Origin of the sequence: Sphingomonas natans (genome assembly GCF_030546695.1) — a bacterium.
In the GTDB taxonomy this organism is placed as follows: Bacteria; Pseudomonadota; Alphaproteobacteria; order Sphingomonadales; family Sphingomonadaceae; genus Sphingomonas_I; species Sphingomonas_I natans.
In genome coordinates, this window is sequence record NZ_JAUOTP010000001.1 from 582,992 (window position 1) to 605,368 (window position 22,377).

Annotated in this window: 21 protein-coding genes; 13 read left to right on the forward strand and 8 right to left on the reverse strand. The window is 67.7% G+C overall.

From position 1 onward, the window contains the following. Positions 1-32: 32 nt before the first annotated feature. The gene (gene clpB, locus Q4F19_RS02800) at positions 33-2,612 is read right to left on the reverse strand and encodes an ATP-dependent chaperone ClpB (protein WP_303539612.1); all 2,580 of its coding nucleotides are present in this window, start codon (positions 2,610-2,612) and stop codon (positions 33-35) included. A gap of 263 nt (positions 2,613-2,875) precedes the next feature. Here clpB and Q4F19_RS02805 point away from each other — a divergent pair, with 263 nt between their 5' ends. After that, positions 2,876-3,238, forward strand: coding sequence for a hypothetical protein (locus tag Q4F19_RS02805; protein ID WP_303539613.1), 363 nt, complete (start codon positions 2,876-2,878; stop codon positions 3,236-3,238). A gap of 30 nt (positions 3,239-3,268) precedes the next feature. On the opposite strand, the gene Q4F19_RS21375 is transcribed toward Q4F19_RS02805, so the two are convergent. Together Q4F19_RS21375 and Q4F19_RS21380 are read right to left on the reverse strand one after the other, a co-directional pair. Beyond that, positions 3,269-4,120: a M20/M25/M40 family metallo-hydrolase gene (locus Q4F19_RS21375; protein ID WP_341850148.1), complete on the reverse strand. Its 852-nt coding sequence runs from the start codon at positions 4,118-4,120 to the stop codon at positions 3,269-3,271. Beyond that, positions 4,069-4,917: a PA domain-containing protein gene (locus tag Q4F19_RS21380; protein WP_341850149.1), complete on the reverse strand. Its 849-nt coding sequence runs from the start codon at positions 4,915-4,917 to the stop codon at positions 4,069-4,071. The genes Q4F19_RS21375 and Q4F19_RS21380 overlap by 52 nt, the downstream gene beginning before the upstream one ends. 117 nt (positions 4,918-5,034) lie before the next feature. On the opposite strand from Q4F19_RS21380, the gene Q4F19_RS02815 reads away from it, so the two are divergent. The 3 genes from Q4F19_RS02815 to Q4F19_RS02825 all read left to right on the forward strand — a co-directional run bounded on the left by Q4F19_RS02815 (position 5,035) and on the right by Q4F19_RS02825 (position 10,766). Continuing rightward, complete coding sequence (locus Q4F19_RS02815; protein ID WP_303539614.1) at positions 5,035-7,935, forward strand: M16 family metallopeptidase; 2,901 nt, start codon at positions 5,035-5,037, stop codon at positions 7,933-7,935. Next, a complete protein-coding gene (locus Q4F19_RS02820; RefSeq protein ID WP_303539615.1) occupies positions 7,935-8,234 on the forward strand; it encodes a hypothetical protein in 300 nt (99 codons plus the stop codon). Before Q4F19_RS02815 ends, Q4F19_RS02820 begins: the two co-directional genes overlap by 1 nt. A gap of 360 nt (positions 8,235-8,594) precedes the next feature. Next, the gene (locus Q4F19_RS02825; protein WP_303539617.1) at positions 8,595-10,766 is read left to right on the forward strand and encodes a primosomal protein N'; all 2,172 of its coding nucleotides are present in this window, start codon (positions 8,595-8,597) and stop codon (positions 10,764-10,766) included. Positions 10,767-10,782: 16 nt separating this feature from the next. Here Q4F19_RS02825 and Q4F19_RS02830 read toward each other — a convergent pair whose 3' ends face one another. Further along, positions 10,783-11,604: a DUF535 family protein gene (locus Q4F19_RS02830; protein WP_303539618.1), complete on the reverse strand. Its 822-nt coding sequence runs from the start codon at positions 11,602-11,604 to the stop codon at positions 10,783-10,785. Positions 11,605-11,613: 9 nt separating this feature from the next. Here Q4F19_RS02830 and Q4F19_RS02835 point away from each other — a divergent pair, with 9 nt between their 5' ends. Together Q4F19_RS02835 and Q4F19_RS02840 are read left to right on the forward strand one after the other, a co-directional pair. After that, a complete protein-coding gene (locus tag Q4F19_RS02835; protein WP_303539620.1) occupies positions 11,614-11,853 on the forward strand; it encodes a hypothetical protein in 240 nt (79 codons plus the stop codon). A gap of 88 nt (positions 11,854-11,941) precedes the next feature. Continuing rightward, positions 11,942-12,700: a class I SAM-dependent methyltransferase gene (locus tag Q4F19_RS02840; RefSeq protein ID WP_303539621.1), complete on the forward strand. Its 759-nt coding sequence runs from the start codon at positions 11,942-11,944 to the stop codon at positions 12,698-12,700. A 5-nt stretch (positions 12,701-12,705) separates the two neighbouring features. Here Q4F19_RS02840 and Q4F19_RS02845 read toward each other — a convergent pair whose 3' ends face one another. After that, complete coding sequence (locus tag Q4F19_RS02845; RefSeq protein WP_303539622.1) at positions 12,706-13,563, reverse strand: bifunctional transcriptional activator/DNA repair enzyme AdaA; 858 nt, start codon at positions 13,561-13,563, stop codon at positions 12,706-12,708. A gap of 223 nt (positions 13,564-13,786) precedes the next feature. On the opposite strand from Q4F19_RS02845, the gene Q4F19_RS02850 reads away from it, so the two are divergent. The 7 genes from Q4F19_RS02850 (at position 13,787) to Q4F19_RS02880 (ending at position 20,492) form a co-directional block, all read left to right on the forward strand. Beyond that, positions 13,787-14,341 carry a F0F1 ATP synthase subunit delta gene (locus Q4F19_RS02850; protein ID WP_303539623.1) on the forward strand — a complete coding sequence of 185 codons (555 nt, stop codon included), beginning with the start codon at positions 13,787-13,789 and terminating at the stop codon, positions 14,339-14,341. Positions 14,342-14,377: 36 nt separating this feature from the next. Next, the gene (gene atpA / locus Q4F19_RS02855; protein WP_303539624.1) at positions 14,378-15,907 is read left to right on the forward strand and encodes a F0F1 ATP synthase subunit alpha; all 1,530 of its coding nucleotides are present in this window, start codon (positions 14,378-14,380) and stop codon (positions 15,905-15,907) included. Between the two features lie 54 nt (positions 15,908-15,961). Continuing rightward, positions 15,962-16,846, forward strand: coding sequence for a F0F1 ATP synthase subunit gamma (locus Q4F19_RS02860; RefSeq protein WP_303539625.1), 885 nt, complete (start codon positions 15,962-15,964; stop codon positions 16,844-16,846). A gap of 27 nt (positions 16,847-16,873) precedes the next feature. Then, positions 16,874-18,331, forward strand: a complete 1,458-nt coding sequence (gene atpD / locus Q4F19_RS02865; protein WP_303539626.1) for a F0F1 ATP synthase subunit beta — start codon at positions 16,874-16,876, stop codon at positions 18,329-18,331. After that, positions 18,332-18,571, forward strand: coding sequence for a glutathione S-transferase (locus tag Q4F19_RS02870; protein ID WP_303539627.1), 240 nt, complete (start codon positions 18,332-18,334; stop codon positions 18,569-18,571). Beyond that, complete coding sequence (locus tag Q4F19_RS02875) at positions 18,571-18,831, forward strand: ATP synthase F1 subunit epsilon (protein WP_303539628.1); 261 nt, start codon at positions 18,571-18,573, stop codon at positions 18,829-18,831. Before Q4F19_RS02870 ends, Q4F19_RS02875 begins: the two co-directional genes overlap by 1 nt. A 179-nt stretch (positions 18,832-19,010) precedes the next feature. After that, the gene (locus Q4F19_RS02880; RefSeq protein ID WP_303539629.1) at positions 19,011-20,492 is read left to right on the forward strand and encodes a CpaF family protein; all 1,482 of its coding nucleotides are present in this window, start codon (positions 19,011-19,013) and stop codon (positions 20,490-20,492) included. A gap of 19 nt (positions 20,493-20,511) precedes the next feature. Here Q4F19_RS02880 and Q4F19_RS02885 read toward each other — a convergent pair whose 3' ends face one another. The 3 genes from Q4F19_RS02885 to gloB are packed head-to-tail and all read right to left on the reverse strand — an operon-like array spanning position 20,512 to position 22,375. Beyond that, complete coding sequence (locus tag Q4F19_RS02885; protein ID WP_303539630.1) at positions 20,512-21,042, reverse strand: gamma carbonic anhydrase family protein; 531 nt, start codon at positions 21,040-21,042, stop codon at positions 20,512-20,514. Between the two features lie 10 nt (positions 21,043-21,052). Continuing rightward, entirely contained in the window at positions 21,053-21,580 is a 528-nt protein-coding gene (locus Q4F19_RS02890) for a flavin reductase family protein (RefSeq protein ID WP_303539631.1), read from the reverse strand. A 39-nt stretch (positions 21,581-21,619) separates the two neighbouring features. Next, complete coding sequence (gene gloB, locus Q4F19_RS02895; RefSeq protein WP_303539632.1) at positions 21,620-22,375, reverse strand: hydroxyacylglutathione hydrolase; 756 nt, start codon at positions 22,373-22,375, stop codon at positions 21,620-21,622. Positions 22,376-22,377 lie beyond the last annotated feature (2 nt).

Sequence of the window (22,377 nt, forward strand, 5' to 3'; positions counted from 1 at the left end):
AGCGGAGCGGGACACCGCTCCGCTCGTCGCGATCAGACCACCTGCAGATCCAGCCGCCCGTCCGCGCCGTCGACATTAACGACGGATCCGTCCGGCACCTCGCCCTTCAGCAGCGCATCGGCGAGCGGATCCTGCAGATATTTCTGCACCGCGCGCTTCAGCGGCCGCGCGCCATAGACCGGATCGTAGCCGACCCGCCCCAGCCACTCGCGCGCGCCGTCCGTCAGGCTCAGCGCGATCTTGCGATCCTTCAGCAATTTCTGGACGCGCCCGATCTGGATGTCGACGATCGGCCCCATGTGGCTCTGGCCCAGCCGGTGGAACAGGATGATCTCGTCGAGCCGGTTCAGGAATTCCGGCCGGAAGTGCGAACGCACCACCTCCATCACCTGCGGCTCGACGCTTTCGGTCGTGCCGTCCTCGGGCAGGTTCGCCAGATACTGGCTCCCCAGATTGGAGGTCAGGATGATGAGCGTGTTGGTGAAGTCCACCGTCCGCCCCTGCCCGTCGGTCAGCCGCCCGTCGTCCAGCACCTGCAGCAGGATATTGAACACGTCCGGATGCGCCTTCTCGACCTCGTCGAAGAGAACGACCTGATAGGGGCGCCTGCGAACCGCTTCGGTAAGAACGCCGCCTTCCTCGTAGCCGACATAGCCCGGCGGCGCGCCGATCAGGCGAGCGACGGCGTGCTTCTCCATGAACTCGCTCATGTCGATGCGGACCATCGCGCTGTCGTCGTCGAACAGGAAGCCGGCCAGCGCCTTGGTCAGCTCGGTCTTGCCGACGCCCGTCGGCCCGAGAAACAGGAACGAGCCCAAAGGCCGGTTCGGATCCTGCAGCCCGGCGCGCGCGCGCCGCACCGCGCGTGACACCGCGGCGACCGCATCGGCCTGCCCGATCACGCGCTTGCCGATCACCTCCTCCATCCGGATGAGCTTCTCGCGCTCGCCCTGCAGCATCCGCTCGACGGGGATCCCGGTCCAGCGCGCGACGACGCCGGCGATATCCTCGCCCGTCACCTCCTCGCGCAGCATCGCGCCTTCGGACGACACTTCGGCCTCGGCCAGCCGCTTCTCCAGCGCCGGGATCGTCCCGTAGGAAAGCTCGCCGGCGCGCGCGAGATCGCCCGAGCGCTGCGCCTGATCAAGCGCGATCCGCGCGGCGTCGAGCTGCTCCTTAATCTTCGCCTCGGCGTTGATCTTGTCCTTCTCGGCCTGCCAGCGCGCGGTCAGCCCGGCGCTCTCCTGCTCGAGCTGTGCCAGATCATATTCGAGCGCGGCGAGCCGATCCTTCGAGGCCTGGTCGGTCTCCTTCGACAAGGCCTCGCGCTCGATCTTCAGGCGGATGATCCGCCGGTCGAGCCCCTCGATCTCCTCGGGCTTGCTCTCCACCTCCATCCGCAGGCGCGAGGCGGCCTCGTCCATCAGGTCGATCGCCTTGTCCGGCAGGAAGCGATCGGTGATGTAGCGGTTCGACAAAGTCGCCGCCGCGACCAGCGCGCCATCGGTGATCCGCACGCCGTGGTGCAGCTCATATTTGTCCTTCAGGCCGCGCAGGATCGAGATCGTATCCTCGACGGTCGGCTCGCCGACGAACACGGGCTGGAAGCGCCGCTGGAGCGCGGGGTCCTTCTCGACATACTTCCGATACTCGTCGAGCGTCGTCGCGCCGATGCAGTGCAGCTCGCCGCGCGCGAGCGCGGGCTTGAGCAGATTGCCCGCATCCATCGCGCCTTCGGATTTGCCCGCGCCGACGAGCGTGTGCATCTCGTCGATGAACAGCACGATATGCCCGTCGGCCTGCTTGACCTCGTCGAGCACGCCCTTCAGCCGCTCCTCGAATTCGCCGCGATATTTGGCGCCCGCGATCAGGCTGCCCATGTCGAGCGCCATCAATTTGCGATCCTTGAGGCCGTCCGGCACGTCGCCATTGGCGATGCGCAGCGCGAGGCCTTCGGCGATCGCGGTCTTGCCGGTGCCGGGCTCGCCGATCAGCACGGGATTGTTCTTGGTGCGCCGGGCGAGGATCTGGATCGTGCGGCGGATCTCCTCATCGCGGCCGATCACCGGATCCAGCTTGCCGTCGCGCGCCGCTGCGGTCAGGTCGCGCGCGAACTTCTTGAGCGCGTCGTAGCGATCCTCGGCCGAGGCCGTGTCCGCCGTCCGCCCGCCACGCAGCGCGTTGATCGCGGCGTTGATCGCTTCCGCCTTCACCCCCGCCGCCTGCAGCGCCTTGCCCGCCGCCGTGTTGAGCGACAAAGCCAGCGCGAGCAGCATCCGCTCGACCGTGACATAGCTGTCGCCCGCCTTGGTCGCGACCTGCTCGGCCTGGTCGATCACGCGGACGAGATCGTTGGTCATGCCCGGCGTCTGTTGCGCCCCGCCGCCGGACACGGCCGGGATCTTGGCGAGCGCCGCATCGACGCCCCGCAACGCGGCCGGCGCATCACCGCCCGCCGCCTTGATCAAGCCGGACGCCATGCCCTGCTCGTCTTCCAGCAGCGCTTTCAGCAGATGTTCGGGGGTGATCTGCTGGTGGTTCATCCGGATCGCGACGGTCTGCGCGGCCTGCAGGAAACCCTTGGATCGTTCGGTCAGCTTTTCGAGGTTCATGGAAACTCCTTGATCCCCCGCGAGATAGTGTGGCGATTATGTCACACAAGCCTTTGCCGGAGATTATTGGCGCGGAAGGCGGCCGACCATATCATCCTCCCCCGCCAGGGGGAGGTGGCCGGCGCGGCCGGCCGGAGGGGGAGGAAGCGATCCGCCTCGAGGGAACGGCAAGCGGCAAGCTCGACCGCCCACGGTCTTGCATCGGATGCCCTTCGGCTCCAGTCGGCGCCTGAGCCGAACCATGGCGCCAAGGAACGTTGCCTGTGCCCGATCCCAAACTGATCCTCGACGAATTCCTGTTCGATCTCGGCAGCAATCTGCTGACGGCGTTCGCGGTGGCACTGCTCATTCTCGGCGTTGCGGTCGCCATACCGGCGACCTGGCGGTGGTGGGTCGCGCTGCCGGTCGCGGTGGTCGTTGGGGTCTGCCTGACGATCGTCTTCGTGCTGCTGGGCATGCCCTTTCTCGACGGGTTCGGGCTCGCCTTCCCGGTCAGTTTCGGGCCGCTGCATCTGGCGATCGCGATCCTGCTGAGCGGAGCCGCCTTCGCGATCGTCCGCAAGCGGCGCGGACCGATCGATCGATCCGGCATCCCGAAGCCGGACAGCTGGTACGATCGACCGTAGCGGACGCCGGCCCGAGCCGCCGTCCGCTTGCTATCGTCCCGCCTTCACCGCCTTCGGCGCGAACAGATCGCCGAAGAAATCGCCCTTGTTCCACATCGGCGCCGCATCCCCGTCCGCCATCGCTTCCGTGATCCGCCAATTGGCCTCCGCGAAGCGCGCGCCCGAGGCCCAGTCGATCGGCTGGCTCATGTCGTCGCCCGGATGGTGATAATTGCCGCCGAGGAATTTGGGCCACGCCTTGTCGCCGCCATTGGCGAAGCCCGTCGCGAAGAACACCGCGGGCACGCCCTGTCGCACGAACATATAATGGTCCGATCGCACGAAGATCGTCTCCTCGGGCATCATGTCGGGCGAGAGCGTCAGGCCCATCGGCGCGACCGCCTTGGCGACGAGCGGCCCGAGCGTCGAATGGTCCGCGCCGAACGCCATCACGTCAGTGAATTTGTACAGCAATAAGGGCATGTCGAGATCGACATTGCCGACGATATGCGCGGCCGGCACGGTCGGATGGCGCGCATAATAATCCGCGCCGAGCAGGCCTTTCTCCTCGCCGGTCGAGGCGAGGAAGATCACCGAGCGGCGCGGTTTCTCGGGCGCCTCGGCCATGGCGCGCGCCACTTCCAGCATCGTCGCGATGCCCGCGGCATTGTCGAGCGCGCCATTGTTGATCCGGTCGGTGCCCGGCTTGTCTCCCGGCTTCTCGGGGGTGATGCCGATATGGTCGAGATGCGCCGAGAGGACGACATAATCCGCCTTCAGCTTGGGATCGCTGCCCGGCAGGATCGCGACGACGTTCGGGCTGGTGATCCTCGTCACCACCGCATCCTGCGTCAGCTTGGCGCTGGTCCGAAGCGCGAAGCCCTTCGGCTTGGCACCGTCCACCGCGGCTTCCTGCAGCACCGCGGCCAGGGCTTCGCGCCGCCCGCGAACAAGGCCTCGGCCGCCGGCCCGTTGGCGAAGGCGGAGAGCCTGATCCCCGGCGCGTCGTTGAACGGCACCCCGTCCTTGCCGATCCACGTCACCGTCATCCCGTCCGCGAAATGGAGCCGCTGCGCGAAAGGCCGCCGCTTGGCGCTCGCCAGCGTATCCACCGAGATGATTCCGATCGCGCCATGCTTCTTGGCGACCGCGCCCTTCTCGTCGGAGGCATAAGCCGCGATCTCGCTCGGGATCCCCTTGGGAAAGCCCGCGAGCATGACGACGATCTTGCCGCGCACGTCGAGCCCGCGATAATCGTCGAGCCCCAAACCGGGCACGTCGAGCCCGTAGCCGACGAACACGAGCGGCGCGGACACCTCCGTCTTCGGCATCGCCGGGTTGAGCCCGACGACGACATTGTCGAGATGCGCCCAGCTCTGCGTGCCCGCCGGCCCGGTCACCGACAGGGTCGCCTTGGTCGCGCCGCGCTTCGCCTGCGCGAAGCCGATCCGCTGATACCAGCCGCCCGCATCGCCCGCGGGTTGCAGCCCGAGCGCCTCGAACCGGCTCGCGACATAGCGCGCGGCGATCTCATGACCCCGGCTGCCGATGTCGCGCCCCTCCAGCAGATCGTCCGACAGGAAGGCGACATGCGCGCGGAACGCCTCGGCCGTGAACACGGGCGGCGCCGCGATCGCCGTGCTCGCCATCGCCCATAGCCCGGCGATCGCCGCACTCCGCTTCATCGCCTTGCCCGTCATGATGATCCTTTCGTGTTGCGCCCCTGCTAGGCGCGCGCCGCCCCGATCGGCAAGCGCTTGGCGGCGCGGATAGGCTCGGCTAGGACCGCGTGTTCCCGCCCGCCAGAAGGCCATTCCATGCGCACCGTCCTCGCCTCCGCGCTCGCCGCCACGATGCTCGCGCCGCTGTCCGCCGCGCCCCCGTCCCCCTCGGCTCAGGCGCCCGCCGCGCCCATCTCCGCGCTCATCGAGCAGGTGAAGATCCCCTACAAGGAATTCACGCTCAAGAACGGCTTGCGCGTCATCGTTCACACCGATCGCAAGGTGCCGCTCGTCGCGGTCAGCGTCTGGTATCATATCGGTTCGCGCGACGAGCCCGTCGGCAAGACCGGCTTCGCGCATCTGTTCGAACATCTGATGTTCTACGGATCGGAAAATGCGACCGGCTCCAGCCTCGAGCGGCTGGAGGCCCTGGGCGCGACCGACTGGAACGGCACGACCTGGTTCGATCGCACCAATTATTTCGAGACCGTCCCCAAGGGCGCGCTGGATCGCGTGCTGTTTCTCGAATCCGATCGCATGGGCCATCTGCTCGGGGTGATCGACAAGACCCGGCTCGATGCGCAACGCGGCGTCGTCCAGAACGAGAAACGCATGGGCGAGAACGAGCCCGGCGGCCTCGTCCAATATGCCGAGCTCGATGCGCTGTTTCCGGAAGGCCACCCCTATCGCCATTCGACGATCGGTTCGATGGCCGATCTCAACGGCGCCAGCCTGGAAGATGTGAAGAGCTGGTTCCGCAACAATTACGGGCCGAACAATGCCGTGCTCGTCCTCGCCGGCGACATCGATCTCCCCGAGGCCAAGGCCAAGGTGGAGAAATGGTTTGGCGCGCTCCCCGCCGGCCCGGCGGTTAACCATCCCGACGCGCCCGTGCCGACGCTCGCCGCGCCGGTCGACAAGGTCATGTACGATCATGTCGCGACCGCCTCGGTCTCGCGCGAATGGGTGACGCCCGGCATCAACGATCCCGAAAGCACGCAGGTCCAGCTCGCCGCTTATCTGCTCGGCGGGCTCGGCAGCTCACGCCTCCAGAACATCCTCGTCCGCCAGGAGAAGCTCGCGGTCAGCGTCTCGGCCAGCGTCCAGCAGTTCGAGAAGGTCGGCATGCTGGAGATCAACGCCAGCGTCCGCCCCGGCGTCGATCCCAAGCTGGTCGCGAGGCGTATCGACGAGATCCTCGCCGAGTATCTCAAGACCGGCCCCAGCGCCGACGAGGTCCAGCGCGCGGCGACGAGCATCGTCGCGGGGCAGGTGCGCGGGCTCGAGCAGGTCGGCGGCTTCGGCGGCAAGGCGGTCACGCTCGCCGAGGGCGCGGTCTATTCGAACGATCCCGATCATTATCAGAAGGAATTGCGCGAGATCGCGTCGGCGACCCCCGCCGGCCTCACTGCGGTAGCGCGCAAATGGATGGGCCGCCCTGCCTTCCGCCTGATGGTCCTCCCCGGCGAACGCTCCGCCGCCGATCAGGCGCTGGCGGGCAATATCCGCCACCCGGCCTATTTCCGCAGTCCGGCCCAAGGCGGCGCTCCGGCCCCCGGGACGCCCTCGCCCACGCCAGCCCCCGCCGCCCCAGCCCCGAAGATCGCCGAGCCCCCGCTCGCACCGATCACCTCGCTCGCTTTTCCGAAGATCGAGCGCGCGACGCTGTCGAACGGCATCCCCGTCACCTTCGCCCGCCGCGCGGGTCTCCCGCTCGTCCAGGTCGCCTTCCAGTTCGATGCGGGCAATGCCGCGGACGACCGCGCCAAGCTGGGCACGCAGGCGCTCCTGCTCTCCTTGCTCAAGGAGGGCACGACGACGCGCGATTCGATCGCGATTGCCGAGGAGCAGGAGCGGCTCGGCGCCGGGATTGGCGTCAGCTCGACGATGGATGCGACGCGCATGTCGCTGTCCGCGCTCACCCCCAATCTCGCCGCCTCGCTCGATCTGTTCGCCGATGTCGTGCTCAATCCCGCGCTCGCGCCGGGCGAGATCGAGCGCCAGCGCGCGCGGCTGCTCGCGCGCATCGCGACAGAGAAGACGCAGCCGCAGGGCATCGCCATGCGCACGCTCCCGCCGATCCTGTTCGGCGCGGCGCACCCCTATGGCGTGCCATTCAGCGGATCGGGCGACGAGGCGGGCGTCACCGCCGCCACGCGCGCCGATCTCGTCGCCTTCAAGGATAGCTGGCTGCGCCCCGACAATGCCAAACTGTTCGCGGTCGGCGACACGACGCTCGCCGAACTGATGCCGATGCTGGAGGCGCGTTTCGGCAAATGGGCGCCGCCCGCAGGCCCCAAGGGCGTCAAGAATTTCGCCGCCGCCGTCCCCGCGCCGCGCCCGCGCATCATCCTCGTCGACAAGCCGCAGAGCCCGCAGTCGATGATCCTCGCCGGCCTGATCACTCCGCTCAAGGGCAGCGACGACAACGACACGCTCGATATCGCCAACGACATCCTCGGCGGCAGCACCTCGTCGCGGATCACCACCGATCTGCGCGAGACGCGCAATTGGGCGTATTATGCGGGCACGCAGGTCTCGGCGCTGAAGCAGGCGATGCCTCTGCTGCTGATCGCTCCCGTCCAGAGCGACAAGACCGGTGAATCGATCGCCGCCGCGCGCGGCGATGTCGTCGCCTTTCTCGGCGCGCAGGGCACGAACCAGCCCGAACTCGCCCGCGCGGTAAGCGGCGCGACATTGTCTCTGCCCGGCCAGTTCGAGACGAGCGGCGCGCTACTCGGCGCGCTGATGCGGCTGGACCTGCTCGGCAAGCCCGACGACTATTATGTCGGGCTCCCCGCCAAATATCGGGCGATGACGCCCGCCTCGGTCGATGCCGCGGCGCGCGCCGCGATCGATCCGGCGAAGCTCGTCTGGGTCGTCGTCGGCGATGCGAAGGTCGTCCGCCCGCAATTGCAAAATTTGGGCCTGCCGATCGAGGACGTCGCCGCACCGCCCGCCACACCCACCACCCCCTCCGCAGGAGCAGCAAAGTAATGAGCGACGTCGATGGCCGCTGGGAATGCACGGTCGCCTCGCCGATGGGCGATCAGAGCTTCGTCCTGACCGTCGCCTCCAGCGGCGCCAGCTTCACCGGCCGCGCCGAAGGCGGGATCGGGGCGATGGACGTCGAGGGCGATGTCACCGGAAACACGCTCGCCTGGCCGATGCGCGTCCCCAAGCCGATGCCGATCACGCTCAATTGCGAGGCGACGGTCACCGGCGACACGCTGGAAGGCAAGGTCGGCGCAGGCTTCTTCGGCAGCTTCCCGATCACGGGCACACGGCTGAGCTGAGGAGCCCGGCTCCTTCCCATGTATTCATCGGGAGGATCCGCCCGCCAACGAGCTCAGGTCAGCCGTGCAACCACCGCGATCACCAGCCACAGCAAGGAAGCCAGGACGAGCGCGATCATGATGCCCTGGGCACCGCGATTGCGATCAGGTTCGTCCTCTTCCCGCATGCCGTTTTCCCGACATTACGATTCGTAAACGCATCGGCCGCGCGCAGGCTCCACCGGACGTGCCGCAGCCGGTTCCCCGATCCTTGCCGACGCGGAACCCGGCGTCGAAGATACCACCAAACGGCCACCGGGACACGTGGGCTTCCTGCTTGGCGTGTTCCCAATTCGCGCCTCAACGCCTACCTGAGCGCCTGTGAACAAGCGCGCCCGCGTCCTCCTTCTCAATGCCGCGCTCGGGCCGCTCGATTATCGGGTCGATCCCGGCCAGCATGTCGAGCCCGGCAGTATCGTCCTCGCCCCCCTCGGCCCGCGCCAACTCGCCGGCGTCGTCTGGGAGCCCGAGCGGATGGGATCGGACGCCGAGGTCGGCGACAATCGCTTGCGCCCGCTCGCCGCAGTCTACGATCTCCCGCCGCTCGCCGCGCCGCTCCGCCGGCTGATCGAATGGACCGCGGATTATTATCTCGCGCCGCCCGCGGCCGTTCTGCGCATGGCGCTCGCCTCGGCCTCCGCGCTCGATGGCGCGCCGACGATCGTCGAATATCGCGCGACCGGCCACGTGCCGCCACGTCTCACGCCCCAGCGCGAACAGGCGCTGGAGCGGATCGACAAACGCCAAGGCCTCGTCCGCGAACTGGCGACGATCGCCGACGTCTCGGACGCGGTCATTCGCGGGCTGGTCAAGGCGGGCGCGATCGGGCCCATCGAAGTCCGTGTCGACGATCCCTTTCCCTTGCCCGATCCCGATCATGCGCACCCCGCTTTGAGCGAGGCGCAGGCCGACGCCGTCGGTACGCTCGTGGCTGCGGTCGAGGCGAAGAGCTTCGCGCCCTGGCTGCTCGACGGCGTCACGGGCTCCGGCAAGACCGAGGTCTATTTCGAGGCGATCGCCGCCGCGCTGCGTGCCGATCGCCAGACTCTCGTATTGCTCCCCGAAATCGCGCTGACCGAGCCCTTCCTGAAGCGCTTCGCCGCGCGCTTCGGCGTCGCGCCGGTCGCCTGGCATTCGGACCTCCGCCAGTCGCAGCGCCGCCGCGCGTGGCGCGCGATCGCCAGCGGCGAGGCCAAGGTCGTCGTCGGCGCACGCTCGGCCCTGTTCCTGCCTTACCGCCAACTCGGCCTGATCGTCATCGACGAGGCGCACGAGACGAGCTTCAAGCAGGAGGAAGGCGTCGCCTATCACGCGCGCGACACCGCGGTGATGCGCGCGCGCTTCGAGGAGGTGCCGATCATCCTCGCTACCGCGACGCCCGCGATCGAAACGCGCCACCAGGTCGCGCTCGGCCATTATTCGGAACTGACCCTCCCCGATCGCTTCGGCGGCGCGACCCTGCCCGATATCGCCGCGGTCGATCTCACGCACGACCGCCCCGACCGCGGCCGCTGGCTGAGCCCGCCGCTCGTCGCGGCGCTCGCCGAGACGCTCGAGCGCGGCGAGCAGTCTTTGCTGTTCCTCAACCGCCGCGGCTATGCCCCGCTCACGCTGTGCCGCCATTGCGGCCACCGCTTCCAATGCCCGAACTGCACCGCGTGGATGGTCGAGCATCGCCTGACCGCGCGGCTCGCCTGCCACCATTGCGGCCACGTCATGCCCCCGCCGCGCGCCTGCCCGGAATGCAAGGAAGAGGACAGCCTCGTTCCCTGTGGCCCCGGCGTCGAGCGCATCGCCGACGAGGTCGCCGCGATCCTGCCCGAGGCGCGCACCGCGATCGTCACCTCGGACACGCTCTGGTCGCCCGCCAAGACCGCCGAGTTCGTCGGCCGGATGGAGTCGGGCGAGATCGACATCGTCATCGGCACGCAACTCGTCACCAAGGGTTATCACTTCCCCAACCTGACGCTCGTCGGCGTCGTCGATGCGGACCTGGGCCTGTCGGGCGGGGACCTGCGCGCCGCCGAGCGCAGCTTCCAGCAGATCGCGCAGGTCGCCGGCCGCGCCGGTCGCGGCGAGAAACCGGGCCGCGTCCTCGTCCAGACCTATGAGCCCGCCGCCCCGGTGATCCGCGCGCTCATCTCGGGCGATCGCGAGAGCTTCTATGCCGCCGAGACGGAAGCGCGCCGCATGGCCAACGCCCCGCCCTTCGGGCGCTTCGCCGGCATCATCGTATCGTCCGAAAATCTCGACGAGGCCGTCGCCACCGCGCGATCGATCGGCAAGGCCGCGCCGCACGTGGACGGCATGGAAGTCTATGGCCCCGCACCCGCCCCATTGGCGATGCTGCGCGGGCGCCACCGCCAGCGCCTGCTGGTCCACGCCCGCCGCTCGCTCGACGTGCAGGACGTGATCCGCGCTTGGCTCGGCCCGCTGGAGTGGCCGCGCGGGGTGCGCGTCGCGGTCGATGTCGATCCCTACAGCTTCCTGTGACGGACCGGTTTCGCAGCTAGATCCAGCGCGGCTCATGCTCCTGGACGGCGATACCCGTCGGAGCGGACATCGCCTCGCGCAGTCGTCCCTCGATCGCCGCCATCATCTCGCGGCGATGCCGGTAGAGACAGCGCTTGCGGCTCGGAATGTCGTCCTCGGCGCGGACCGGCGCCTCGGGGGGAAGCACGAAGAAGCCGTCCGCTCCCAGAGCGCCGCCCCGCTCGCGCCAGAAGGCGTCATAGTCGAAATAGACGGGATCGACGAAGTCGGAGCGCTCGCGGAAATAGTCGCTCCGCTGGTGTCGGTTGCCGTCGGAGACGCCCTTGATCTCGGCGAGCCCGAGTTCGCGGCACAGCAAGCGGAAGATCTCGAACAGGAGATCGGGCGGCCGCACGCCATAGGCCGCCTTCGTCAGCGCCCGGTTGCGATCGAGCGACGAGGGACCCCGACGCCCTTGCACGCCGCCGACATACGCGAAACGCCGGCCATCCTGCTCGGCGAAGATGAAGGCCAGCGAGTAGATACGATCCGCCCCCGCCCAGAGGCTCAGAACGAGCAGACCGTCGCGCAACATCCAGTGCGGGGCGTCCAGCTTGATCCGGACGTCCGCCGCCAGCTCGGGCAGGTCGATCAGGTCGACGAATTCGTTCGGCAGCAGGTTGAACGGGCGGCCGAGCGTGTCCGCGAGCCGGCAATGATCGATGATCCGCGCGAATCGCTGCTCCGCCTCCCACCAGGCGGAGACGAACGGTGCCTGCAGCATGCCCCAGATTTCCGGACGGCCGCGCACGACTGCGAACAGCAGGCTGCCCGCGGGCGCCTTCCAGAGCTTCAACATCAGCCGCCAGTGCTGCATACCGGCGACGACGTGCCCGACAGCCTGCCGAACGTGCCTGACGGGAAGAAACCGGCGCACATCCGCGCCCCGTGTCCCGTCTGCCATGGCAGAAAGACCGACGACGCCCGCGCTCCTGCTGGATCCCGGTCGATCCGGTTCGCCCGATCGGCGCAGCGCGCGATGGAATTCTGGGGGCAGTTCCTGCGTCATGCAGGGCGTCCTAACCTCAAGCTCGTCAACATTCGGTGACCAGCACTTTTTGGCGCGTCGCGGTCAATTGGACGTCACATTTGTTGACATTATGGGTGCAAGCCGAGGCGCTGATTGGGCACAGGGGGTGAGCGTGACGGCCGAGCGGGGCAATTCAGCACGATCCGGCGCGATCCGCTTCCTGGCGCGCCTGGCGAACATGATCGCGGCGGGCGGGATTGCGCGCATCGGCGAAAGATTGCGCGCGCGCTTCGGCGCCGACGGGCGCGCTTATCGCCAGTCGAAACGCGCGGACGATCGCAGCTTCGATGCCGCAGGATATGATACGGGCGGCATCCAGCGGCTCTACGGGCTGGACGTGATCGGCCCGCACGCCGCCGCCGGCATCAATCACATCGCGACGCCGGCCGCCGATTTCGCGGCCGCCCTCGCCCTTCTCGACATACCGATCCCGGGCAGCAGCTTCGTCGATCTGGGCTCGGGCAAGGGCCGCGCCGTGCTGATGGCGACCGACCATCCGTTTGCAGCGATCACCGGCGTGGAATTCGCGCGCGAGTTGCACGAGATCGCGCTCGCCAATCTCGCGAGGCGCGCCGAGCGGCACGGATCGGATGCGCGCATCGTGCTGCTGCTGGACGATGCGACCCGCTTCCGGCTCCCGTCCGGGCCGATCGTGCTGTTCCTGTTCAACCCGTTCGATCCGCCCGTGCTGACCGAGGTGGCGGCGGCGACGACCGCCTCCTGGCAGGCCGATCCGCGGCCGATCCGCATCCTCTACTTGAACCCGGTCCACCAGCAGACCTGGCGCGATGCCGGATGGCGCGAGTTGCCGGGCAGGCCGGGACTCGTCATCTTCGCGCCGCCGCACGACGGCGACGCCGGCTGAGCGCGTCAGGCGGCGGTCCGGCGCGCCTCGGCGGAATCGCAGCGAAACCGGACGAGTTCGCTGCGCACCTTTTCCTCAAACGCGACGCGTAGGACCGCGACCGGGATCCCGGGCCGCTCGCCACCAGCAGCAACTGCCGCCGCCGCGCGCGCCACGGTCGCCGCGAACCGATCGTCGCCTCGCACTATCGTCGCCTGCGGAAAAAGCGTCCTGAGCCCCGCCTCGTCTTCTCCGAACGCGACGCGGCACGGTCCCCTCTCGGTGGCGGCGACGAACAGCGGCCCCAATTCGGTCGCGACGCTCGCCCAGCGGATCGTCTCGCCCGCGCCGCCACGCCGCCAGGCGCCGGGGGTCATGCCTAGCCGCAGATCCGCATCCGCATAGAAACGCGTGGGTGCCGCATAGCCTGCGGCATAGACCGCGGTCGTGACGTCGGGCTCCGCCGTCAGCGCCGCCTCGGCGCGCCTCGCCCGCACGCCGCGGGCATAAGCGGCCGGGGTAATGCCGGTCGCGCGGCGGAAGAGGCGGTGGAAATGGTGCATGCTGTAGCCGCCCGCCGCCGCCATCGCCGCCAGCGACGGCGGCGCGTCGGCGCTCGCGATCAGGGCGACGGCGCGCGATATCGCGCGTTCGTCCGCCGCGGCATTGTCGGGGCGGCAGCGCAGGCACGCGCGCAGCCCGGCGGCGCAGGCGGCAGCGGGATCGGCGAAGAAGCGGACATTCTCGCGCCGCGGATGCCGCGCCGCGCAGGACGGACGGCAATAGATGCCGGTCGAGAGCACACCGGTCACGAACCGCCCGTCGGCGGCGCGATCCCGGGCCAGCACCGCCGCCCATGCTCCGCTCTCGTCGATATCGGCCATGCGATGTTCCTAGCAAGGCGCCGCGGCCTCCGCACCCCGTGGCTTGCTGTCAAACCGATCGCGCAACGGCACCCTGACCGGAGGACGCCGCGCGCGTCGCTTGCATCCCCTGCCCCCCTTTGCTAGTCGGCGCGCGGCTGCAGCGGGCCCCTTGGCGGGCATGCTTGGCATTGGTCCCGCCGTCCTTGGCCGGGGCACCAGACAATCGGGGGAAGACAAGCGCGTGGAGCAGTCCGGCGGCATACAGGCAAGCCTTAGCGGCCGTTATGCGAGCGCGCTCTTTCAGCTCGCCCGCGACGACAGCAAGCTGACGGCGGTCGAGGCGAGCCTCGCGGGCGTCAAGCAGGCTCTGGCCGAATCGGCCGATTTCGCTGCGCTGACGTCGAGCCCGCTCGTCAGCCGCGACGTCGCTGGCAAGGCGATCGGTGCGGTCGCCGCGTCGATGGGCCTCGATTCCCTGACGACCAATTTCCTCGGCGTGCTCGCGGCCAATCGCCGCCTGGGCGCGCTGCCCGCGATCATTCGCGACTTCAACCGGCTCGCCGCGCGCGAACGGGGCGAGGTTTCGGCGGAGGTCGTCTCCGCGCATCCGCTCGACGATGGCCAGGTCGCCGCGCTGAAGACGCGCCTCAAGAGCATGGTCGGCAGCGAGGTCGCGGTCGATCTCAAGACCGATCCCGCGCTTCTCGGCGGGCTCGTCGTCCGTCTCGGCTCGCGCCAGATCGACGGCTCGATCCGCACCAAATTGAACACGCTCGCTCACGCGATGCGGGGCTGATAGGCCCCACCAGAAGAGATCGATGAAAGGCTGAATATGGATATCCGCGCGGCAGAAATCTCGAAGGTCATCCGCGACCAGATCTCGAGCTTCGGCACGGAGGCGCAGGTCTCCGAAGTCGGCTCGGTGCTGTCGGTCGGCGACGGCATCGCCCGCATCCACGGCCTCGACAATGTCCAGGCCGGCGAGATGGTCGAATTCTCGAACGGCGTGCAGGGCATGGCGCTCAACCTCGAGGCCGACAATGTCGGCGTCGTGATCTTCGGATCGGATTCCGAGATCAAGGAAGGCGACGTCGTCAAGCGCACCGGCACGATCGTCGACGTCCCTGTCGGCAAGGAGCTGCTCGGCCGCGTGGTCGATGGCCTCGGCAATCCGATCGACGGCAAGGGCCCGATCAACACCGCGCAGCGCAGCCGCGTCGAGGTCAAGGCGCCCGGCATCATCCCGCGCAAGTCGGTGCACGAGCCCGTGCAGACCGGTCTGAAGGCGCTCGACGCGCTCGTCCCCGTCGGCCGCGGCCAGCGCGAGCTGATCATCGGCGATCGCCAGACCGGCAAGTCGGCCATCGCGATCGATACCTTCATCAACCAGAAGCTCGCGCACCAGGGCACGGACGAGAGCAAGAAGCTCTATTGCGTCTATGTCGCGATCGGCCAGAAGCGTTCGACCGTCGCCCAGCTCGTCCGCACGCTGGAAGAAAATGGCGCGATGGAATATTCCATCATCGTCGCCGCGACCGCGTCCGAGCCCGCCCCGCTCCAGTTCCTCGCGCCTTACACCGGCTGCGCGATGGGCGAATATTTCCGCGATAACGGCATGCACGCGGTCATCGTCTATGACGATCTGTCCAAGCAGGCGGTCGCCTATCGCCAGATGTCGCTGCTGCTGCGCCGCCCGCCGGGCCGCGAAGCCTATCCCGGCGACGTCTTCTATCTTCACAGCCGCCTGCTCGAGCGCGCCGCGAAGATGAACGATGACAATGGCAATGGATCGCTGACCGCCCTGCCGATCATCGAGACGCAGGCCGGCGACGTCTCGGCCTACATTCCCACCAACGTGATCTCGATCACCGACGGCCAGATCTTCCTCGAGACCGATCTGTTCAACGCGGGCGTCCGTCCCGCCATCAACGTGGGCCTGTCGGTGTCGCGCGTCGGCTCGGCCGCGCAGACCAAGGCGATGAAGAAGGTTGCCGGCTCGATCAAGCTGGAGCTGGCCCAGTATCGCGAAATGGCCGCCTTCGCGCAGTTCGGCTCCGATCTCGACGCCTCGACCCAGCGCCTGCTGGCCCGTGGCGCACGCCTGACCGAATTGCTCAAGCAGTCGCAGTTCGCGCCGCTCGCGATGGAGGAGCAGGTTGCGTCGATCTTCGCGGGCACCAACGGCTATATCGACAGCGTCTCCGTCTCGGACGTCGTCCGCTACGAGCAGGCGATGCTGACCTATCTGCGCTCGGATGCGCCCGAAGTGCTCGCGACGATCCGCGACACCAAGGACTTCTCGGACGATACGAAGGCGAAGCTCAAGAGCGCGCTGGAAGCGTTCGGCAAGCAGTTCGCGTAACGGACGCTGGGTAACCCCGTTCGGCTCGGTCCGGACGGGCTAATTGGATAACAGATGCCTAGTCTCAAGAGCCTCAAGGTCCGGATCACCTCGGTCAAGTCGACCCAGAAGATCACGCGCGCCATGAAGACGGTCGCCGCCGCCAAGCTGCGCCGCGCGACCGACGCCGCCGTCGCCGGCCGCCCTTATGCGGAGCGGCTGGAAGCGGTGATGGCGAGCCTCGCCTCGAAGGTCACGGTGGGCCCGAACTCGCCGAAGCTGCTCGCCGGCACCGGCAAGGATGACGTGCATCTGATCGTCGTCGCCACGTCCGAGCGCGGCCTCGCCGGCGGCTTCAACACGAACATCGTGCGCGCCGCCAAGGTCAAGGCGGACGAACTGATCGCGCAGGGCAAGAAGGTCCGCTTCTACCTCGTCGGCCGCAAGGGCCGCGCCTTCATCCGCCGCACCTATCCCGGCATGATCGTCCACGATCACGACATGAGCCATGTGAAGAATGCGGCGTTCGCCAACGCGCTGGATGTCGGCCGCGATCTGATCGCGCGGTTTGAGGCGGGTGAGTTCGACGTCTGCCACCTGATCTTCTCGAAGTTCCAGTCGGCGCTCGTCCAGATTCCCCAGGTCGTCCAGCTGATCCCGGCGGCGATTTCGCAGCCCGCCAACGATGCCGCGCCGGCCGCTTCGGCCGCGGTGGAATATGAGCCCGACGAGGAGACGATCCTCGCCGAGTTGCTGCCCCGCAACGTCGCGATCCAGATCTATCGCGCGATGCTGGAAAATCAGGCCGGCTTCTACGGCGCGCAGATGAACGCGATGGACAATGCCACGCGCAATGCGGGCGACATGATCAAGCGTCTCTCGATCCAGTATAACCGCACCCGCCAGGCCGCGATCACGACCGAGCTGGTGGAAATCATCTCGGGCGCCGAAGCGCTCTAAAGCAAGACGACAGGCAGGAAGAAACAGATGGCAACCGCCCCCGCACTCGGCACGAACAATACCGGCCGCATCAGCCAGGTGATCGGCGCCGTCGTCGACGTCGCCTTCGAAGGCACGCTCCCGGCGATCCTTTCCGCGCTCGAGACGCGCAACGGCGACAATCGCCTCGTGCTCGAAGTCGCGCAGCATCTCGGCGAGGGCACTGTGCGCACGATCGCGATGGACGCGACCGAAGGCCTGATGCGCGGCCAGGAAGTGCAGGACACGGGTTCGCAGATCCGCGTGCCGGTCGGCCCGCAGACGCTCGGCCGCATCCTCAACGTCATCGGCGAGCCGATCGACGAGCGCGGCCCGGTGAGCTGGGAGAATAGCGGTCCGATCCACAACAAGGCGCCCGACTTCGTCGATCAGTCGACCGAAGCCTCGATCCTGGTGACCGGCATCAAGGTCATCGATCTGCTCGCGCCTTATGCGAAGGGCGGCAAGATCGGCCTGTTCGGCGGCGCCGGCGTCGGCAAGACCGTGCTGATCCAGGAGCTGATCAACAATATCGCCAAGGGCCATGGCGGCGTCTCGGTGTTCGCCGGCGTCGGCGAGCGCACGCGCGAAGGCAACGATCTCTATCACGAATTCCTCGATGCGGGCGTCATCGCCAAGGATGCCGACGGCAATCCCACGCCGGAAGGCTCGAAGGTCGCGCTCGTATTCGGCCAGATGAACGAGCCGCCGGGCGCCCGCGCGCGCGTCGCGCTTTCGGGCCTCGCCAACGCCGAATATTTCCGCGACGTCGAGGGCCAGGACGTGCTGTTCTTCGTCGACAATATCTTCCGCTTCACGCAGGCGGGCTCGGAAGTGTCGGCTCTACTCGGCCGTATCCCGTCGGCCGTGGGCTATCAGCCGACGCTGTCGACCGACATGGGTCAGCTGCAGGAGCGCATCACCTCCACCAACAAGGGCTCGATCACCTCGGTGCAGGCGATCTACGTACCTGCCGACGATCTCACCGATCCGGCGCCGGCCACGTCCTTCGCCCACTTGGACGCGACGACGACGCTGAACCGCGCCATCTCCGAGCTCGGCATCTATCCGGCGGTCGATCCGCTCGACTCCACCTCGCGCGTGCTGACACCCGCCGTCGTCGGCCAGGAGCATTACGACACGGCCCGCGCCGTCCAGGAAGTGCTGCAGAAGTACAAGTCGCTGCAGGACATCATCGCCATCCTCGGCATGGACGAGCTGTCCGAAGAGGATAAGCTCACCGTGCAGCGCGCCCGCAAGATCCAGCGCTTCCTCAGCCAGCCCTTCCACGTCGCCGAGGTCTTCACCGGCATCAGCGGCAAGTTCGTGCAGGTCGAGGATACGGTGAAGTCGTTCAAAGCGGTCGTCGACGGCGAATATGATCACCTGCCCGAGAGCGCCTTCTACATGGTCGGCGGGATCGACGAGGCGGTCGAGAAGGCCAAGAAGCTCGCGGACGCGGCCTGATTGGCAGAGCCGCTGCGCCTCGAAGATGCGGTCAACGCGCTCTGTCCCTGGTCGGGTGATCCGATCAGCGAGGACGCGCTGACCCTTTATCGCGGCGCGGTGGTCGGCTTTTGCAATATCGGCTGCCGCGACAAGTTCGCGAAAGCCACCAGCGCGTTCGACGAAGCGCTGGACCGCGATCGAGCCGGACATGGTCCGGATCGTGAATCGGGGTCCGAATTGAAGATGATGGAACGGTGATGGCGCTGCATTTCGAACTGGTCACGCCCGAGAAGCTGGTCCGCTCCGAGGACGTCTATATGGTCGTCGTGCCGGGTACGGAGGGCGATTTCGGCGTCCTTCAGGGCCATGCGCCCGTCATGGCCGTGATCCGGCCCGGCGAGCTGACCGTCTATTCCAACGCCACGACGGTCACCGCGCGCATCGCGCTGGACGGCGGCTTCGCCGAGGTCAACGAGCAGGGCCTCACCGTTTTGGCCGAGTCGGCCACGATCGCCTGATCCGGCGGGCCAATCCGGCTCGCTGCGTCCGCCTGTTTTTCGGCGGTCCGCGGCCAAATTCTCCGCGATCGGCACACCCGCCAATTCCGCGATCCGTGCTTAACGGCTCGTCAAGGGCTTTCCCCTAAGGCTCGGTCTTCGCGGAAGAAACCGCCGCGAGACGAGGACGGGACGAGCTGATGAGTGCTTTCGGCAGACGTGGTGGGATCGGCGCAAATCCGGCCCGCGGTGGATCCTTTGGTTCCGGCCGCCCCACCTCTGCCGCCGTCGAAGGCGGCGCGCAATTCCCGCCGGTGGACATTCTCGCCGATGCCACCGCCGCACCGCTCAACGCGATGGATCGGCTCGCCGCGCGCGTCGCGGGATCGGGCGAAGCCGGCAGCCTGCGCGCCGAAGGCTTCGAGGCCTCCGTCCACAAGATCAAGGAGCAGGTCCTTCCCCGCCTGCTGGAGCGCGTCGACGCCGAAGCGGCCGCCACCCTCTCCAAGGAAGAGCTGGCCGAGGAATTCCGTCCGATCATCGGCGAAGTGCTCGCCGAACTGCGCATCACGCTCAACCGCCGCGAGCAATATGCGCTGGAGAAGGTGCTCGTCGACGAGCTGCTCGGGCTCGGGCCGCTCGAGGAATTGCTCTCCGATTCCACGATCACCGACATCATGGTCAACGGCCCCGACCAGACCTATGTCGAGCGCAAGGGCAAGCTGGAGCTCGCGCCGATCCAGTTCCGCGACGAGGAGCATCTGTTCCAGATCGCGCAGCGCATCGTCAACAAGGTCGGCCGTCGCGTCGATCAGACCAGCCCGCTCGCCGATGCGCGTCTCGCCGACGGCAGCCGCGTCAACGTGATCGTGCCGCCCTTGTCGCTGCGCGGCACGGCGATCTCGATCCGTAAATTCTCCGCCAAGCCGATCACGCTCGACATGATGGCCAATGGCGGCTCGATGTCGCCGGCGATGGCGACGGCGCTGAAGATCGCCGGCGCCAGCCGCTTCAACATCGTCATTTCGGGCGGCACGGGCTCGGGCAAGACGACGATGCTCAACGCCATCTCCAAGATGATCGACCCCGGCGAACGCGTGCTGACGATCGAGGATGCGGCCGAGCTTCGCCTTCAGCAGCCGCACTGGCTGCCGCTGGAGACGCGCCCCGCCAATCTCGAAGGTCAGGGCGAGATCTCGATCCGCGATCTCGTCAAGAATGCGCTGCGTATGCGGCCGGACCGGATCATCCTCGGCGAAATCCGCGGCGCCGAATGTTTCGACATGCTCTCGGCGATGAATACGGGCCATGACGGCTCGATGTGCACGCTCCACTCCAACTCCCCGCGCGAGGCGCTGGCGCGTATGGAGAATATGGTGATGATGTCGGACATCAAGGTGCCGAAGGAAGCGATCAGCCGCCAGATCGCCGACTCGGTCGATCTGATCATCCAGGTGAAGCGCCTGCGCGACGGTTCGCGCCGCGTGACCAACATCACCGAGGTGATCGGCATGGAAGGCCCCGTGATCGTCACGCAGGAGCTCTTCAAGTTCGAATATCTGGACGAGGGCAGCGACGGCAAGATCGTCGGCGAGTATCGCGCCTCGGGCCTGCGCCCCTACACCCTCGACAAGGCTAAGCAGTTCGGCTTCGACCAGCCGTATCTGGAAGCCTGCCTCTGACGTCGGCCCGCGGATAGGCTCAGCCGACCGGCTTGAGCCCGTCCCGGTAGCGCGCGGCATTGGCGACATAGCCTGCCGCCGAGGCCTTCAGGCGCGCGATCGCCTGCGGCGTCAGCTGCCGCTTCACCTGCGCGGGCGATCCGACGATCAGGCTACCGGGCGGAAAGACCTTGCCCTCGGTCACCAGCGAGCCCGCGCCGACGAGGCAATCGTCGCCGATCACCGCATCGTTGAGGATCCTCGCTCCCATCCCGATCAGCACGCGGTTCCCGATCGTGCAGCCGTGCAGGACCGCATGATGCCCGATCGTCACGTCCTCGCCGATCGTCAGCGGCGAGCCCGGATCGGAATGCAGCATCGCGCCATCCTGCACATTACTGCGCGCACCGATCCAGATCGGCGTATTGTCCGATCGCACGACCGCCCCGAACCAGATGCTGGCGCCTGGCCCGAGCCGCGCGTCGCCGATCACGTCCGCGCTCGGCGCGATCCACGCCGATCCGTCCGCGGGCAGCGTGGGCCTCAGCCCGTCCAGTGCGTAAAGCGGCATCCTGATCCGCTCAGCCGGAGAGCCGGCCCAGTTGCGCGAAATCGCCTTCCAGCCAGCCGAGCGGATTGCCCGCCTCCCCGCTCCCGCCGCGCACGTCATAGACTTCGCCGATAAACAGCTCGTGGGTGCCGTGGACGAGCGTCGTGCGGACCTCGCAGAAGATGCTGGAGCAGGCGCCGGGCAGATAGGGAATCCCGTCCTGGTACGCCCATTCCCCGGACGCGAAGCGGTGATCGCGCAGCGCGCTGTTCGAGAAGAGCCCGACCAGATCGGTATGCGTCGTGCCGAGCAGGTTTACGCAATAGCGTCCCGCCCGCTCGATCGCCGCATGCGCGCTCGCCGATGTGTTGATCGCGATCAGCATCGACGGCGGATCCATCGAGACAGGGATCACCGCCGAAGCCGCGAGCCCCGCCGGCTGGTCGTTCGCGGGATCGCGCGTCGTGATCAACGCGACCGCACCCGGCATCCGCCGCATCGCCGATTTGAGCCCCGCCGAAAGCGCGGCCGCCGTCTCGGCGAACTTGGTATCCGACATCATTCCATCCCTTTGGCGCCTATCGCGCGACCGCCTGCCCTAACCCTTGAACGCATCTTTGGCCGCACGCACGATGCCGAACGCCTGGGCAGGATCGCCGGCATCCGCGGCTATCGCGAGATCGGGCGCGCGGAGGAAGGGGTTGGTCGCCTTTTCCTCGCCGATCGACGTCGGCACCGTCGGCTCGCCCGCCGCGATGCGCCGTTCCAGACCAAGCGCACGCGCCGCGAGCGCCGCGCCTGTATCGACCGACTGCGCGAAACGCAGGTTCGCCGCCGTATATTCGTGCGCGCAATAGACACGCGTCGCATCGGGCAATGCGGCGAGCCGGCTCAGGCTCTCCCAGAATTGCGGCGGCGTCCCCTCGAACATGCGTCCGCAGCCCAACGTGAAGAGGGTATCGCCGACGAAGACGACTCCGTCTGCGGCATCGTACAGGCTGACATGCCCGTTCGTGTGCCCGCCGGTGTCGATCACGGCGAAGCGCGTCTCGCCCAGCGCGATCGTGTCGCCATGCCGGATCTCGCGATCGATCGGCGCGATCCGGGTCACCTCGGCGGGCGCGGCGATCTCGGCACCGGTGCGCGCCTTCAGCGCGAGATTGCCGCCGGCATGATCCGGGTGCCAATGCGTGTTGACGATCAGGTCGAGCTGCCAGCCCCGCCGGTCGAGTTCCGCCGCATAGGCGTCCGCGTCGGGCGTATCGATCGCGGCGACCTTGCCCGTCGCCTCGTCGCGCACGAGGAAACCGTAATTGTCCGCGAGACAGCGGAACTGGTGGATGGTCAGGGCCACGA

Excerpts from the sequence above, each read along its gene's own strand:
- clpB (WP_303539612.1), bottom strand. The coding sequence starts at position 2,612 with ATGAACCTCGAAAAGCTGACCGAACGATCCAAGGGTTTCCTGCAGGCC.
- Q4F19_RS21380 (WP_341850149.1), bottom strand. The coding sequence starts at position 4,917 with ATGACGGGCAAGGCGATGAAGCGGAGTGCGGCGATCGCCGGGCTATGG.
- Q4F19_RS02815 (WP_303539614.1), top strand. The coding sequence starts at position 5,035 with ATGCGCACCGTCCTCGCCTCCGCGCTCGCCGCCACGATGCTCGCGCCG.
- Q4F19_RS02820 (WP_303539615.1), top strand. The coding sequence starts at position 7,935 with ATGAGCGACGTCGATGGCCGCTGGGAATGCACGGTCGCCTCGCCGATG.
- Q4F19_RS02830 (WP_303539618.1), bottom strand. The coding sequence starts at position 11,604 with ATGTTGAAGCTCTGGAAGGCGCCCGCGGGCAGCCTGCTGTTCGCAGTC.
- Q4F19_RS02845 (WP_303539622.1), bottom strand. The coding sequence starts at position 13,563 with ATGGCCGATATCGACGAGAGCGGAGCATGGGCGGCGGTGCTGGCCCGG.
- atpA (WP_303539624.1), top strand. The coding sequence starts at position 14,378 with ATGGATATCCGCGCGGCAGAAATCTCGAAGGTCATCCGCGACCAGATC.
- Q4F19_RS02860 (WP_303539625.1), top strand. The coding sequence starts at position 15,962 with ATGCCTAGTCTCAAGAGCCTCAAGGTCCGGATCACCTCGGTCAAGTCG.
- atpD (WP_303539626.1), top strand. The coding sequence starts at position 16,874 with ATGGCAACCGCCCCCGCACTCGGCACGAACAATACCGGCCGCATCAGC.
- Q4F19_RS02875 (WP_303539628.1), top strand. The coding sequence starts at position 18,571 with ATGGCGCTGCATTTCGAACTGGTCACGCCCGAGAAGCTGGTCCGCTCC.
- Q4F19_RS02880 (WP_303539629.1), top strand. The coding sequence starts at position 19,011 with ATGAGTGCTTTCGGCAGACGTGGTGGGATCGGCGCAAATCCGGCCCGC.
- Q4F19_RS02885 (WP_303539630.1), bottom strand. The coding sequence starts at position 21,042 with ATGCCGCTTTACGCACTGGACGGGCTGAGGCCCACGCTGCCCGCGGAC.
- Q4F19_RS02890 (WP_303539631.1), bottom strand. The coding sequence starts at position 21,580 with ATGTCGGATACCAAGTTCGCCGAGACGGCGGCCGCGCTTTCGGCGGGG.